This is a genomic window from Microbulbifer hainanensis, from assembly GCF_014904735.1.
GTDB classification, from domain to species: Bacteria; Pseudomonadota; Gammaproteobacteria; order Pseudomonadales; family Cellvibrionaceae; genus Microbulbifer; species Microbulbifer hainanensis.
Map to the genome: position 1 here is coordinate 1 of NZ_JACZCR010000014.1, position 15,037 is coordinate 15,037.

The window sequence follows — 15,037 nt, forward strand, 5'->3', positions numbered from 1 at the left end:
GAGTGATATGCGTTCAGGAATTGCCCGAGCCATTGATAACCACCGCGAATTAACAGATGTAGTTTTAGTTTCAATCTGCCAATCGGAGAAATTCCACGCCGGGGAACGGGGTTGCGCGTTTTGCGCTTGAGTGCGCACTTTTTCCCGCGTCGCGTCCCATGTGCCGTGTCGGCTCCATAGTGGGACACTCGTGCACCCCGGAACTTGTTAGTTTTCCAATGCGCTTCGGCGCGCGATGATGAAAAACAATCAGGAAAACAACAATGCGCTATAAAAATCTCTATAAGAGCGCGCTAGTAGTCTTAGCGATGACCTCACCGCTGCTGGCATCCGCCCAGCAGTGCCAGAATCCAGTCCCCGTGTGGGAAGACAATTTCAACGGTACCACTCTCGATACCACAAAGTGGGAAGCCATGATTGGCGACGGCTGCAACTATGGAATTTGTGGCTGGGGCAATAACGAGCTGCAGTACTACCAATCCCAGAACGCCACCGTGGCCAACGGTGTACTGACGATTACCGCCAAGAAGGAGCGGGTAAAGGGCAAGGCCTATACGTCGGCACGCCTGCGCACCGCCAATATGCCGAACGGCGGCGAGTGGACCAATGGCCGCTTCGAGGCGCGAATCAAGGTGCCAGACGGTACCGGCATGTGGTCCGCGTTCTGGATGCTGCCCACCGATCCGACGGAATCCTGGCCGATCAGTGGCGAAATCGACATCATGGAATCCACCGGCCAGGCTGACGAATATGTCTCCGGCACGCTGCACTATGGCCAGCCCTACCCGGACAATGAATTTACCAGCAACCGCCTGCTCAGCCAGCCGGATCCGTGGTCGGCAGGCTTTCATACCTATGCGGTGGAGTGGGAGCCGAACGAAATGCGCTGGTATGTCGACGACCAGCTCTACGCCACGCTGACTCCCAACGACCTGAGCAGCAGTGCCTACTGGACCTTCGAGAATTACCAATACCACTTCCTGCTGAACCTCGCCGTAGGCGGTTCGCTCGGCGGCACTGTGGATGATTCACAGCTGCCGCAGACGATGCAGGTGGATTACGTGCGTGTTTACGACTACGGACAGCCGGGCATTGCCGGCGACCGTATCGTAGACAACGGCGCCACCGCGACTTACTCGGTGACCGGAGCCATCGGCGCCAACCCGAACTTCAGCTGGACACTGCCGGCCGGGGCCACACTGGTCTCCGGTGCCGGCACCTCCACCGTTACCGTGCAGTGGGGCAGCGTCGGCGGCGACCTGGGTGTCAGCGTGAGCGACGACTGCGGTTCCCGCAATCTCAGCCTGCCGGTCTACGTTTCGCCCAAGCTGGTCCAGGAAACGGTACTGGATGATTTCGAGGCCAACCGCGTACTCGCCTATACCGTCTACGACGGCACCTTTATCCAGGATGCCGCAAATCCGCAGCTGGACAGCGTGAACGGCTCGTCTACCGTGGCGATGTATACCCGCTCCGCGGCGGCGCAGTATGACGTGATCGCTGCCGACACCACCGCGATCCCCGATGCCGATCCGTTTGTGGCCGGTACCAAGGCGTTCTATATGGACGTCTACACCACCGCGAGCCCCGGCACCCAGATTCTGGTGCAGCTGGAAGACAGCTCCCAGGCCACGGCGAGCAACTACCCCACCGGTCGCCATTCAAAGTATGCGGCTTACACCGGTTCGCAAAGTGGCTGGCAGCACCTGAAGTTTGCCCTCGACGATCGGATCGACGGCGGCACCCCCGCCAATGCGGTAGACAGCCTGGTAGTGCTTTTCGACCCGAATACGTTTAACGGCGACACCTATTACTTCGACAACTTCAGCATCTACGGCGAAGAAACCACCGGCAACCAGGCTCCGACTGCCAGCGCGAGCCACAGTTGCAGCAACCTGGATTGCAGCTTCGACGGTAGCGCCAGCACCGACAGCGACGGCCAGATCAGCAGCTACCAGTGGGACTTCGGTGACAGCACCAACGCCAGCGGCGCTACCGCCAGCCACAGCTATGCAGTCGCGGGCAGCTACCAGGTCACCCTGACCGTCACCGATGACCAGGGCGCGAGCGCGAATACCAGCTTTACCGTCGATGTCACCGATGGCGCCGCCGCGACGAGCATGTACGTGGCCAGCATTACCACCGGTACCGTTTCCGCCGGCCGCGGCCAGAAACAGGCCACGGCGACGGTTTCCATTCTTGATGATCTCGGCCGCGGCGTCAGCGGTGTAACGGTGACCGGCAACTTCAGCGGTTCTATCGTCGAGAACGGCGTGAGCGCCACCACCGATGCCAACGGCACCGCCGCGTTTACCAGCAGCACCACAGCCGGCGGTAATCTCACCGTGCAGTTCTGCGTCAGCGACCTGACCGGCAGCCTCAGCCACGACACCAACGCCAGCACTGGCCTCTGCCAGTAACGGCCTGTCGCTGTAACGACATAGTCTTAACCCGGGAGCGGGCCTGAACCGTTCCCTGCAGTGCGCCCCTCCTGCGGAAACGCAGCGGGGGCGGACACTGCACGCCCAACAGCCCCCACCGAAATTTTCCGGCAGAGAAACGGGAATATTTTTCAGGGAACCAGTGACGGGTTTATTTCACACGAACGCCAAGCAATGATTTAGGGCAACGTCGCTCTATTACCGCCCAACCATCACTTGGTACAACTGTGCCGCGTTATAAGCTGTAATCGCTCTTCTATTGAACTTCCAGCCCCAACGGTGCGATATTGCTCAAGCTCGACGTACCAGTCGACCTCTACAATCCGCTGCCGAACCGGTGGGAAGATAACAATAAATCCCACTTTTTCTATTCGATATCCAGCGGACTTTTTACTGTAACCGGATTTTCACTGCGGGGCGGTTTATTGATATCGGCGCGCTGCCGAGTGCGTTTTCGACAGTGATTTTTCAAAAACAATTTTGAAGGAACCAGGATTATGAACCCCAAAGTAATGCTGGAAGTAATTTTAAAGAAATGGTCCGAAATGCCGCAGGCAGTTCGGGTGGGCACCTTTATCGCGTTTGTTGCCTCTTATTTCTATCTGATGTTCGCACCACAGTATATCGACGGCCAACTGAATGCTTTCGATCGGGAATCGAATACCTCTTTTCCCCTGCAGCACCAGATATTTGAGATGTTCGTGGACGGGCGCAGTATCCGTTTTGTCACCGATGGACGCGGCCGCTATGCCATCCCCAAACCGAGCAAGCTGCCGCTGAGCCCGGTTGAACTCAGCTTCTTTCCCGAGGGCATGAAAGACGGCTCGCCGGAGAAGAAAGTGATGATTCCGGTTCTGTCCGCCGTTTCCGGACGCGCCGACATCCTGAATATCGATGGCAACTACGTGATCGATGACAAGAACCGAGTCGCCGGGGCAACCAGCTTCTTCATTCCGAGCGCCCATGCCCAGGACACGGCCGCAGCCGCCCCCGTAACCACAGCTCAGAGCGAGGCAGAGGTTTCCAGGGAAGTCACCCGGCTGGCGCAGACGCTCACGGAAAAGCCCGCGCTGGACGCCAATAGCGAGCTCCAAACCCAGGGCATGAGCAGCACCGAGCTCTCGAAACTGCTCTACCGGGTGGAGAACCAATATGGTGTGGTGGTGAACACCAACCGCCAGCCGGTCCGGTCCATTGAAGACATCGCCACCATCGTGGCCGGCCAGCAGAAAGCCAAGAGCTGGCAGAGTGTCACCGGCACCAGCTGGCTAAAACCCAAGGGCCTGTTCGGCGCGGCCAAGACACTGGAGGTGCAGAATTCCAAACTGAAAGTGCAGACGCAGGCGGTTGCCGAAGACTCCGCCGAGGTCGTGGTATTCCGCGAAGAGGATGGCGAGAAGCAGGTGCTGCTGAAAAGCCAGATGCTGCCCGGCGAGAGTATTACCGTCAAAGACGCGGACAAGGAATATGCGATTGAACTGGAAAAAGTCGACAATGCCGGCTTCGACCGCTTCATCAATCCGAAAGCGGCCTACTTGAACGTCAAGACCAGACAGCCCCAGTAGCGCCTGCAGCGCGGGGCCCGCTGACGCTGGCTCCAGCATTTTTTCAGCTTTTAAACGTTAAGGAAGGACGATGTCACAGATCACCAGGTTCGCCCTGTCCCTATTGCTTGTTTTGGTTTCCGGCTGCGCCTCCATACCGCCGGAAGCGCCCGAGCTGTCGATGGAACTGGGCAAGCGACTGACCGCCATTGAAAAGGCCAACATTACCCTGCTGAACCGCTTCTTCGAGCAGAAGCGCCGCGAGGTGGATCGCTTTATTGAAGATGAGTGGATGCCCGCGTTCGCGCAGAATGTCTTCGACAAGCCCGTGGTTGCCCGCGCCTGGGACCAGATCATTCATACCGATGACAAACAGGCGCGGCTAAAATTCCTCACCACGACGGGCACCAAGCTCCAGCAGAAGGTCAACCAGAAACGGCTCGAACTGATCCAGCCACTGGACGAGCTGGAGAGAAGCATCGAAAGCCAGATCCGCGAGGAATACCGGCAGGCGCACTCTATCAACAGCAGCCTGACCAGCTTCCTCGCGTCCGCATCCGAGGTTTCCGAAAACCGCAATCGCTACCTGGCCATGCTCGACATCGAGCAGGGCGACCTGGACAACCTGCTAGACCAGACCGACAGCCTGGTCTCAGACCTGCTGCACAACGCCAACGGGGCAAAAGACAAATACGCGCGCGCGGAAGAATTCGTGCAACGTGTAAGAGAACTCAGGGAAACACTCTAACCGAGGGAGAACAGACCATGTCATTCGATTGGGATCAATACGAGCGCGACCTGGATGCCGCGCTGGCGGACAGCGTAAGCGAGACGGACAGTCAGCTGGCGGAGCGCATTGCACATCTGACGCGCATGTCCAGCGAGGAAATTAAAGAACTGTTTCCGGCTCCGGCAGACCTGAAGAAGCTTTCCAAGCTAATGAAAATCGTCAAGTCGACGGAGTCCCGCAATACCAAGGTGAATAACATCGTCGATAACGCCGAGGAGTTCGGCGGTATCGTGCTCACGCTGCTGGAGAAACTCGCGTAACGGCAGCGTTACCAGGCAGGATAAAAGCGCAAGCAGGCCCGGAATAACTCCGGGCCTGCATCACCACTCACTCCTCTACCGACAGCTCCGCCATCCGGGTCGGCGCCTCTTCATCCAGCAGTGTCAGCTTGCCGAGTCCCAGCGCTTCCAGGCGGCCCAGCTGGGTTTGCTTGTCGCCGACCACCAGCCAGATCATGCTCTCCGGATCCATATATTCGCCGGCGATATCGCGCACCCGATCCACGGTCATCGCGCGGGTAATGGCTTCGCGCTGGCGCACGTAGTCGGCGGGCCAGCCGTATTCGCTCATATTTTCCAGCAGGCCGAGCTTGGCCGAGGCGGTCTCGAACGCGCGCGCGTTGCTGCGGATCAGATAAGAGCGGGAGTTATCCAGGTCCGCACCGGTATAGGTATCGGCGTAGTCTTTCAGGATTTCGTGAATCAGCGCCACCGATTCCGCGGTGACATTGGCGCGCACGCCGGTGCCGATCGCGAAGCTGCCGCCGGTCTTGCCGGCGGAGATACCCGAGCCGATGCCGTAGGTGTAACCCTTGCCCTCGCGCAGCTGCTGCATCAGGCGCGAGGCAAAGCCGCCTCCGCCGAGGATGTAATTGGAAAACACCGCTGGATAGTAGTCGTCCGACAGCGCCGACATGGCCGGGCGGCCGATGCGCAGTACCGACTGTTTGGCCCCCGGCACGTCGACAAAGTAGATTCCCGGGGCGGCGGGTTTGGATTGCGGCTGCGGCACCCTCACCGCCTTCGCCGGCCAGTGATCCGCCAGCGGCGCGGCCGCCGCAAGGAACTCACCTTGATCGATAGCGCCGACCACATGCACGCGGGTCACCGACGGCGACAGGTAATTTTTGTAATAGGCCTTGAGGTCATCCATGGTGATGGCGTCGACCGAAGCGACGGTGCCCAGCGGGTTGTAACCGCGGATACTGTCGCGGCCGTGCAGCAGGTGCGCGAAGGCATTGCGGGCAATGGCATTGGGTTCGGCCGCGGCGCTCTTCAGCTGGCTGGTGACTTTCTTTTTCGCCAGCGCAAGTTCGTTCGCATCCCAGCGCGGCTGCAGCAGCATTTCCTCCACCAGCGCGAACACCGGCTTGAAGTTGCGCGCCAGCGTGCTCACATCCACGCGCACGGCACCCTGCCCGGCACTGACACTGATCTCGGCGCCCAGCGTCTGGATTGCCGTTTCCAGTTCTTCCGGTGTGCGTTTGGCGGTGCCGCGCTCCATCATCATCGCGGTCAGGTTGGCCACGCCGGGCAAGTCGGTGCGCTCCTGCAGCTGGCCGCCATCGATCACCAGGCTGAAATCGACCGTGGGCACCTCGTCGTTTTCGATCCCGTACACCTGCAGGCCGTCGCCCAGCGCTGCCTGCCACACCTGCGGCACCGCGGTCTCGGCCGGATCGCCATAAGGCGGCTCCTTGCTGCGGTCGAAGGTGGACGGCGTGTGGGCGTATGCCGCCTGCTGGGAGGCATCAAAGGATTCCTCGGCGCCGTTGACGATCTTCTCTTCCACTATCTGCGCGGGCTGCGAATCCGCCAGCGCCAGTTCCGCCTGCCCCCTGGGCACAAAGCTCGCGGCCACGAACGGGCGGCCCTTGATGTATTTGCGGTAAACCCGCTGCACATCCTCGGCGGTCACCGCCAGCAGCCGCTGGATATCCTCGCTCGCGTAACCGGCATTGCCGGTGTAGACCTGGTACTGGGCCAGCTGGAAGCCCTTGCCCAGCACGCTGGACAGGCCGTTGTAGAAGGCGATTTCCTGCCCGGCCTTGATGCGCTCCAGGTCCTTGGCCGCGATGCCCTCTTTCTCGAACAGCGCAAACCCTGCATTGATGCCGTCGTACACCGCATCCAGGTCGCGGCCCTCGAACGCCTGCACCTGCAGCTGTGTCTGCCCGGCCAGCTCGGATTCGTAGGCGCCCATGGACACGTTGGCGGTGAGCTGCTTGTCCTCCACCAGCACACGGTACAGCGGCGCGCGCTTGCCCTGCGACAGGTATTCGCGCAGCACCGCCAGCGGGTAGCTGTCCGAGTCGTAGCGCGGCACCGAGGGCCACGCCAGCGTCAGCGCCGGCACCTGGGCGAAGTTGTCCTCGTAGTAGCGGCGCACGCTCTGTTTCAGCACCGCCGGCTGCTTGGCCGCGCGCTCGATGGGCTCGCCCGCGGGGATCTCGTCGAAATAGTGGTGCACCCAGGCTTTCGCCTGTTCGATATCGAAATCGCCGGCCACGACCAGGGTGACATTGTTGGGCACATACCAGCGCTTGAAGAAGGTTTTGACGTCATCGAGGGTGGCGTCCTGCAGGTCTTCCAGCGAGCCGATCACCTGCCAGTTGTAGGGGTGCCCTGCCGGGTAGAGGTTGCGGTCGATTACGTACTGGGTGTGGCCGTAGGGGCGGTTGTCGTAGCTCTGGCGCTTCTCGTTCTTCACCACCTGCTTTTCCTTCGCCAGCACCGGCTCGGTCACGGTGTTGATAAACCAGCCCAGCTTGTCCGCCTCGGCCCAGAGCATTTTCTCCAGCGCATCCTTGGGCACCGTCTGGTAGTAGTTGGTCCTGTCGCGGGAGGTGGAACCGTTGGCCCCGGAGCCGCCGATGCGTGCACTCATCGCATCCAGCCCGCCCTTGCCCAGGTTCTCGGACTCCAGGAACAGCAGGTGCTCGAACAGGTGCGCAAAGCCGGTGCGGCCTTCCTTCTCCCGCGCCGAACCCACATGGGCCGTCAGCGACACCGCCACCACCGGATCGGAGCGGTCGATATGGAACAGCACATTGAGGCCGTTCTTCAGCTGGAACTGCTGGTAGTCGATACCGAACTGAGTCTTGGCTTGGACTGGGGCCGAGGATTGGGATTCGGGCTTGGATTCTGGCTGTTTTTTAGACTGATCGCAGCCCGACAGGCCAAGCGCGGCAACGGATACGGCGGCCAGCAGGCCGAAAGAGGCCGTCAGGTTCCTGAACATGGTGATTTCCTATGCGTTGTTATGTTCGGGAAGATAGCAGGAGTGGTGGGGTTGGGCGACCGGTGGTCACAAGGTGTGACCTGTTTAAGTCTAAATAAAAAGCCCCCAAAGTAGCCTGCACAGTAAAGCTCGCAGTAGGTAATTGCTCACATACAAAATTACAGCCAATTACTGGGTTCGCTCATCGCCATCACGCACCATTACATTGATGCACCTCACACAATCCCTTATGTTATAAATAGCGACACGGCGCAATGTGTCACTCATCAAATTGAGCGATTGCTGTAATTGAAATACAAGCGACATAGGACAGCGAGCGTACAGCGGGGAATCTCTAGGCGAACAATCCTCACAGCTCTGGACTTTCCAAGGTTACAGAGGCAAGTGATGTGGCGACATGGGCACTCTCAAATCCGAACCACTCTGTATATTGCCATCCATACCTGGCCGCGAGAATGACTTTATTCAGCAAGGCATTCCAGCCGTCGCGACCGTAATTTTTTACCGGAGCGCCAGTTAGCCGCGAAAACTCTATAAACCAGGCTGTTACCAACAGCCTATGGAATCACGAATATCAGTCGCGATGACTATTTTCGATAACTGGAGCGATCATTTCACATTGGCCCAGAGCGTCCCGGCACGGGCCCTATGGGGCGTACCATGATGGAATCGATCAGACAATATCAGTCGGTCGGACAACGACCGTAACCACCACAATATAAACGTTAACTTTCTAGGAGAAACCATGAGTCCTTTGCAAGACATCGATTTCAAAACAAATAACAGCAAGAAGCTACGTGTAATGCTTCGCAAAGAGCCGAATGGTTACTTTGTGCACTTGCAAGAGCTGATTACCGATGGGACTTACGGCGGCATGTACTCGGAGTTTTCCTCTCCTATGCATCGATTTTCTGACGCCAAGATCGCGTTCGAGTATGCCCTAAAGGCACTGCGATTATTCCTCGGGTATTCGAACGATGATCTCAAAGAGGCTAATAACCCATGCAATTGTGAGTTGCTCAGCAATTCAGATCAAGCGTCGGTTCTGAGCAGCCTCGGCTTGCAAATTACTCCTACTGTAAACAAGTGACGCACAAAGTTAACAAGGCCAAGCACGGCGACAGCTTTTCCTTTGCGGCTTCGCTTCCACTACAAAGCTGCGCGCGCTAGCGCGCGTTAACATTACCTAAATTACGGTATTTAATTTTATATAGGAGCATAAATTGAAAAGGACGATATCTGTAAATTTAGGAGATGTAACAGGAAAAACTTGGGTTATAAATGACTTAAAAGAGTTATATAGGTTTGCCAAAGTAGAATTCGAGTATTGGGAAAAATCCGCTCAAGAATGTTCCCCTCCAAACAATCAGTTACATACGTACTTTAATGGACGCAATTATTTCAAAAATCTAATTACCTCTATAGACAACTGGAAAGAAAACCTAGAAAACTGGGACGATACTCAATTAACCCAACATATTAATAACTTACAACGTGGGATTTTTAACCCTATTCGTCAACATTGGCTCTGGAGTGGACATGCTTTTACTGGAACCTTTGTTGAGATTCAAAAAAGTTACGGTCAACACTCAGCAACATCATTCGCAAATTTTCTCATTAACAAACAAGTTAATGCTAACGGGAACAAAGAAAGCTTTATAGGTACTTTATTGGCCTATGAATTTGAACTTCAAAATTCAGATCTTACTAAAAGACGAAATAGCGAAAAAGTGTCTTTAAGACACCTTCGAAATACACTCGAAAAGACAACAAATAGTTTAACCGGTGAAGTTGAGCAATTTAAAGATAATTTCGCCTTATGGAATGAAAATACACAAACTAGCTGGACTGACTGGAAAGCACAAATAGAAGAAGAATATAACAGCGTTAAGTCAGAGCAAAAACACAAATCAACCGAACAATTGACCAATCAGAAAAATGAATTTATTAGTTATATAGACGGTTGTCGTACTCGAATTTCCGATCTTGAAAATACCTATCAAGAAAAGCTAAGACTTGAAAAGCCAGCAGAATATTGGAAAAAATCGGCAAGAAAATATGGTGTGCAAGGTAGTCTTTGGTCGTTAGCTTTAATCTCTTCCATCCTGCTTGGGTTAGTATATTTCTTCGACTTCTTCAATTCTTGGCTTGAAGGTCAAGAAACCTCCATTAAGTTAAATACCTTACAAGGAGCTGTGATATTTGGGTCCATTTTAGCGGTGTATGCTTTTCTAGTTAAAACATTGTCTAAATTAACGTTTAGTTCTTTTCACTTGATGAGAGACTCGGAAGAAAGAGAGCAATTAACTTACCTATATTTATCATTGAACAATGAGGGCCAAATAGATGGCACATCGAGAGAGCTGGTATTGCAGGCATTATTCAGCCGAACTGAAACAGGACTACTTAGCGGAGATTCAGGACCGACAATGCCTGTTCAAGATCTACTGAAAGAAGCCCTAAAAACAAAGTAGGAAGTATGTAATTCCAACAAGAAAGTAAATGGACTCAGATGAACCTTTTGACGTCAATATATACAACAATTAACAATTGAGTCCGGCGTCAAAAATTGACACGACACTGTTAAAGAATGATCTCCGAATCAGCTATCAATCAAGCGTCACCAATCGTATATTGGCTGCCTCTCATTGCCCTGGCCGCAACTATATTGAAGTCCCCATGGTTCAAGGGAATCTTGGGGGAATCATTAGTAAAATTTTTTGGCAGACTGCGCCTTCCGACCGATGTATATCATCGGATCCACAACGTCACACTACAGACACCGGACGGCACCACGCAGATAGACCATATCTTCGTTTCCCGTTTCGGTATCTTTGTGGTGGAAACCAAGAATATGCGGGGTTGGATTTTTGGCGGGGAACACCAAGCCCAGTGGACGCAGCGAATCTACAAGAAATCCTTCAAGTTCCAGAACCCGCTGCGCCAGAACTACAAGCATGTAAAGGCACTGGAAGCACTTCTGGACGTACCTCCGGATACCATCCACTCCGTGGTGGTCTTCGCCGGCAATAGCACCTTCAAGACCCCGATGCCCGCCAACGTAACCAAGGCCGGTGGCTATATCCGCTATATCAAATCCTTCCAGACACCGGTGCTGACCGAGAGCGAAGTCCAGACGGTAGTGAATCGCATTCAATCCGGCCGCCTGGAACCCACACGAGAAACGCACAGGCAGCACGTACAGCAGCTACAAGCTCGCAATAAATCCACTGCAGAAAGACTCTGTCCGAGATGCGGAAGCCGGTTGGTCAAGCGCACAAGCAAGCGTGGTGCGAATGCGGGAAAGGAGTTCTGGGGTTGTTCAGCATTTCCTAAATGCAAGGTGATACAAAACATCGTTTAACGGAAATCATTGGCTTCTTCCGTTTTCCGGTTGCAACCTACTAATAATCTAAGACGAAACCACATGCCCCTATTATTTGAAGAAATCGACAGCCAAGCCTCCCCCGCTGGGTGAAATATCCCTGCGCAAACGGCGCATCCCCGCGCTCGGCGACAGGGACATCCACGAAGTAAAGCCCGGCGAAGAGTTCCTGATGTCGAGCATGTTTGTCGAAGCGGAATAAATGAGGTCAGATCAATTTTTTGACACGCATCTTCACGGCTGCATAATGCGGATCTGGCCCCACTTATTTTGGTGTATGTTTGCGTGATGAGCGCGGCCTGAATAGGCCCGAGCCAATGATTTTTGGCAGATTGGAATTCTGGCGTCAACTACCCTCGCTTCCCTCTCGATGACGCGCTCTGTATCTAACTGCAGCAGCAGCGCTCCGACCGCGCCTACTGAACCTGATCTACGCCATCGTGTCGCCCCTGCTATTAACTGGCATGCCCCCTGAGCTTTACTGTTACCATGCCGCACTGAAACCAGCCACCGATCACCCCCTGCCCCACCAGAGAGCCCAGATGACATTCCGCACCCTAGGATTGAGTGACCCACTCCTGCAAGCCCTTGAAGAGAAAGGCTATACAACCCCTACCGAGATCCAGCGCAAGGCAATTCCCGCCATTGCGGAAGGACGGGACGTTATCGCCACCGCGCAGACCGGGACAGGTAAAACCGCGGCCTTTGTGTTGCCGGTGCTGGATGCGCTCAGCGGTGAGCGCAAGCGGCGTGCTAAGCGTTTCCGGGCGTTGATCCTTGTACCTACCCGCGAGCTGGCCATGCAAGTGGAAGAGAATATCCGGCAGTACGGCAAGCATCTGACGGTAGCCTCCATGACGATGGTGGGCGGGGTAGACCTGGAACCGCAAAAGCAGCAGTTGATAGAGGGCGTGGACATTGTTGTTGCCACCCCGGGGCGGCTGCTGGACCTGGCGCACCAGCGCACGCTCTATTTTGACGAGCTGCAGGTGGTGGTGCTGGATGAAGCCGACAGAATGCTCGATATGGGCTTTATTGACGACCTCAACAAGATTATTGATCGACTGCCCACGCAGCGGCAAAGCCTGCTGTTTTCCGCCACACTGTCGAGCCAGGTAGGGGCTCTGGCCAAAACCCTGGTGGACAATCCTTTTGATGTGTCCATAGCGGGCGACAAAAAAGCCGCACCGAAAATTTCCCAGTGGTTGATCGCGGTAGACAAGCACAACAAGTCGGCGCTACTCAGCCATCTGGTAAATGCGCGCAACTGGACCCAGGCACTGATCTTTATTCGCACCCAACACGGCGCAGCCAAGCTGGTCAGCCAGCTGGAAAAGCGGGGCATCAAGGCGGAATCCATCCACGGCGGCAAGAGCCAGGCCTCACGCACAAAGATTCTGGCAGATTTCAAATCCGGAAAAATCAGCCTGCTGGTCGCCACCGGGATTGCCGCACGCGGTATTGATATCGATGAACTGGCGCGCGTGGTCAACTACGATATGCCCGACGATGCCGATGAATACATTCACCGCATCGGCCGTACCGGCCGCGCCGGCTCTTCCGGAGAAGCGGTATCGCTGGTATCCAAAGATGATTTCAAACGCTTGTGTGCGGTCGAGCGCCGTCTGGGGAAAATTATTGACCGGGTACAGATCGAAGAATTTCCGGTGGTGAAAGATCTACCGCCCTCAAATTTAAACTTTTCCGCCAAAAGTAAAAAAGATAGCAAGGCTGGCAAACACATAAAGAAAGAGCACCCCACAGAGAAGGTAGCGCAGCCTAAGACACCTTGGGGCGGAACAAGGAAATGATTGGTTTCAAAAGATGGAATCGTAAAGCCCCCCAAAAATTCCACAAAGAGAAAAGGGCCATCAATTTCTGTCGATTTTTACAGTTTGAGCACCAAATGCCAAAAACCTAGAATCAAAGATCGATGGTCGGGCGAACCCGTGCAATCCCGCTGTGGCATTGTTTATGTCGGCGTGAACCCGACCAGATAGTTATTCAGAATACTCGACTCCCAAGCCAACAAGCCGCCCACTGTATTACGCTGGCCACCAGCGTCGGTGTGCGGGATGACCATCGAGGTGGTGGATGTCTCGGGTCTCAACGAGAGCTGCAGCCAGTTCAACGGGGAGAAGATTATTTACGATACCGCGCCGGTACACTCAGAATTTGCAAGCTGGAACGGACGCGCGCAGCGCCGGCAACACTGCTCATCGGCAAGTCCCACACACTAGACTGGCTGCCACGCGCTCTTCGCATGATATAAAGTAGTTTGGGTCAAGCATTTGCCGATCACTACCCGCCGATAGCCAGAGAACGAAACCACCATGCCCCTATTATTTGAAGAAATCGACAGCCAAGCCTCACCCCTGGGCGAAATCTCCCTGCGCAGACGGCGTATTCCCGCGCTCGGAGACAGGGATATCTACGAAGTGAAGCTCGGCGAAGAATTCCTGATGTCGAGCATGTTTGTCGAGGCGGAAGAGGCCCTGTCGACACTTGGTCTGGCTGCGGTGCAGGGCGACAAGCTCAATGTGGTGGTTGGCGGGCTGGGCCTGGGTTATACCGCTGTGGCCGCGTTAAAGGACGAGCGGATTGCCGAACTGCTGGTAGTCGACGCCCTGGATGCGGTGATCGGCTGGCATAAAGACGAACTGGTGCCCCTCGGCAAAATCCTCAACGCCGATCCACGTAACCGCTATGTGCACGGCAGCTTCTTCGATCTGGCCACAGCCCCGACGACGGGCTTTGACCCGGACAACCCCGGCAAGAAGTTCGATGCGATTCTGCTGGATATCGACCATTCCCCAACCGAATACCTGAATGCCGCCAACGCCAGCTTCTATACCACCGAAAACCTGTCCCTTATGGCCGAACAGCTGAAGCCCAAAGGCGTCTTCGCCATGTGGTCGCAAAACCTGCCTGAGGAAGACTTTGTCGCACTGCTGAAGACGGTGTTCGAGACGGTCGATTCCCACGTGGTTTCTTTTTACAACCCGTTTCTCAGTGGTGAATCGACGAACTCGGTCTATGTCTGTGTGAAGCGCTCCGCTTGAATCAGCGGGGTCGTTGCAAGAGAGCGGGTCAGATTAGCACCGCCAACCAGTCGCTAACAGTGATTGCTCAATCTATGCTTCCTTCGTGTAACATGCACCCACAGGAAACCGTACCAGAGTGTGGCATTAGGCCACGGGAGTCTTCACATTGGAGTTAGTGGCTAGAATTCTACTGGCAGCGAGTGCGGGGATAATCCTGCTGCTCGGATCACTGCATCTCATCTATACCTTCTACGGCCCAAAACTAAGGCCGAGAGAGCCGGAATTGCAGGCCCGGATGGATCAGGTCTCCCCCGTGATAAGCCGCGAAACCACCATGTGGCGCGCTTGGGTTGGCTTCAACGCCAGCCACAGTTTCGGGGCAATCCTGTTCGGTCTCATCTACGGCTACCTGGCAACAGTTCACGCCCAACTCCTCTTTGGCTCAGTATTTCTCCTGGGCACTGGCCTGGCGCTACTGGCGGGCTACACCTTCCTCGCGCTGAAATACTGGTTCAGCATCCCCTTGCGGGGAATTGTTATTGCCTTGGTCCTGTATGCGGGTGCGGTTTTAGCATCGCTGGCCTGAGCAAGCG

The 15,037-nt window shown here is 55.4% G+C and carries 12 protein-coding genes; 11 read left to right on the forward strand and 1 reads right to left on the reverse strand.

All coding sequences use genetic code 11. The features are described 5' to 3' along the window. Window positions 1-263: 263 nt before the first annotated feature. From IG168_RS04805 to IG168_RS04820, 4 genes are all read left to right on the forward strand, one after another. Window positions 264-2,420 carry a PKD domain-containing protein gene (locus tag IG168_RS04805; RefSeq protein ID WP_193162320.1) on the forward strand — a complete coding sequence of 719 codons (2,157 nt, stop codon included), beginning with the start codon at window positions 264-266 and terminating at the stop codon, window positions 2,418-2,420. Between the two features lie 518 nt (window positions 2,421-2,938). Then, window positions 2,939-4,006: a hypothetical protein gene (locus IG168_RS04810; RefSeq protein ID WP_193162322.1), complete on the forward strand. Its 1,068-nt coding sequence runs from the start codon at window positions 2,939-2,941 to the stop codon at window positions 4,004-4,006. Between the two features lie 70 nt (window positions 4,007-4,076). Continuing rightward, a complete protein-coding gene (locus IG168_RS04815) occupies window positions 4,077-4,733 on the forward strand; it encodes a hypothetical protein (protein WP_193162324.1) in 657 nt (218 codons plus the stop codon). Between the two features lie 17 nt (window positions 4,734-4,750). Then, window positions 4,751-5,035, forward strand: coding sequence for a hypothetical protein (locus tag IG168_RS04820; RefSeq protein ID WP_193162326.1), 285 nt, complete (start codon window positions 4,751-4,753; stop codon window positions 5,033-5,035). 67 nt (window positions 5,036-5,102) lie between these two features. Here the strand turns inward: IG168_RS04820 and IG168_RS04825 are convergent, their stop codons facing one another. Then, entirely contained in the window at window positions 5,103-8,015 is a 2,913-nt protein-coding gene (locus tag IG168_RS04825; protein ID WP_193162328.1) for a M16 family metallopeptidase, read from the reverse strand. Between the two features lie 745 nt (window positions 8,016-8,760). On the opposite strand from IG168_RS04825, the gene IG168_RS04830 reads away from it, so the two are divergent. The 7 genes from IG168_RS04830 (at window position 8,761) to IG168_RS04860 (ending at window position 15,030) form a co-directional block, all read left to right on the forward strand. Next, entirely contained in the window at window positions 8,761-9,105 is a 345-nt protein-coding gene (locus IG168_RS04830; protein ID WP_193162330.1) for a hypothetical protein, read from the forward strand. A gap of 133 nt (window positions 9,106-9,238) precedes the next feature. Continuing rightward, window positions 9,239-10,489 (forward strand): DUF6161 domain-containing protein, encoded by a 1,251-nt coding sequence (locus tag IG168_RS04835; RefSeq protein WP_193162331.1) that lies wholly within the window; start codon window positions 9,239-9,241, stop codon window positions 10,487-10,489. Between the two features lie 116 nt (window positions 10,490-10,605). After that, on the forward strand, window positions 10,606-11,379 hold the full coding sequence (locus IG168_RS04840; RefSeq protein WP_193162333.1) for a nuclease-related domain-containing protein: 774 nt from the start codon (window positions 10,606-10,608) through the stop codon (window positions 11,377-11,379). A 76-nt stretch (window positions 11,380-11,455) separates the two neighbouring features. Next, complete coding sequence (locus IG168_RS04845) at window positions 11,456-11,602, forward strand: hypothetical protein (RefSeq protein ID WP_226876542.1); 147 nt, start codon at window positions 11,456-11,458, stop codon at window positions 11,600-11,602. A 340-nt stretch (window positions 11,603-11,942) separates the two neighbouring features. After that, window positions 11,943-13,211 carry a DEAD/DEAH box helicase gene (locus tag IG168_RS04850; protein ID WP_193162335.1) on the forward strand — a complete coding sequence of 423 codons (1,269 nt, stop codon included), beginning with the start codon at window positions 11,943-11,945 and terminating at the stop codon, window positions 13,209-13,211. A 522-nt stretch (window positions 13,212-13,733) separates the two neighbouring features. Continuing rightward, entirely contained in the window at window positions 13,734-14,462 is a 729-nt protein-coding gene (locus IG168_RS04855; protein ID WP_193162337.1) for a spermidine synthase family protein, read from the forward strand. Window positions 14,463-14,619: 157 nt separating this feature from the next. Continuing rightward, on the forward strand, window positions 14,620-15,030 hold the full coding sequence (locus IG168_RS04860; protein WP_404931989.1) for an LIC_13387 family protein: 411 nt from the start codon (window positions 14,620-14,622) through the stop codon (window positions 15,028-15,030). Window positions 15,031-15,037 lie beyond the last annotated feature (7 nt).

Bases quoted from the DNA above. Each gene is read 5' to 3' on its own strand.
- IG168_RS04805 (WP_193162320.1), top strand. From the start codon at position 264: ATGCGCTATAAAAATCTCTATAAGAGCGCGCTAGTAGTCTTAGCGATG.
- IG168_RS04810 (WP_193162322.1), top strand. From the start codon at position 2,939: ATGAACCCCAAAGTAATGCTGGAAGTAATTTTAAAGAAATGGTCCGAA.
- IG168_RS04815 (WP_193162324.1), top strand. From the start codon at position 4,077: ATGTCACAGATCACCAGGTTCGCCCTGTCCCTATTGCTTGTTTTGGTT.
- IG168_RS04820 (WP_193162326.1), top strand. From the start codon at position 4,751: ATGTCATTCGATTGGGATCAATACGAGCGCGACCTGGATGCCGCGCTG.
- IG168_RS04825 (WP_193162328.1), bottom strand. From the start codon at position 8,015: ATGTTCAGGAACCTGACGGCCTCTTTCGGCCTGCTGGCCGCCGTATCC.
- IG168_RS04830 (WP_193162330.1), top strand. From the start codon at position 8,761: ATGAGTCCTTTGCAAGACATCGATTTCAAAACAAATAACAGCAAGAAG.
- IG168_RS04840 (WP_193162333.1), top strand. From the start codon at position 10,606: ATGATCTCCGAATCAGCTATCAATCAAGCGTCACCAATCGTATATTGG.
- IG168_RS04850 (WP_193162335.1), top strand. From the start codon at position 11,943: ATGACATTCCGCACCCTAGGATTGAGTGACCCACTCCTGCAAGCCCTT.
- IG168_RS04855 (WP_193162337.1), top strand. From the start codon at position 13,734: ATGCCCCTATTATTTGAAGAAATCGACAGCCAAGCCTCACCCCTGGGC.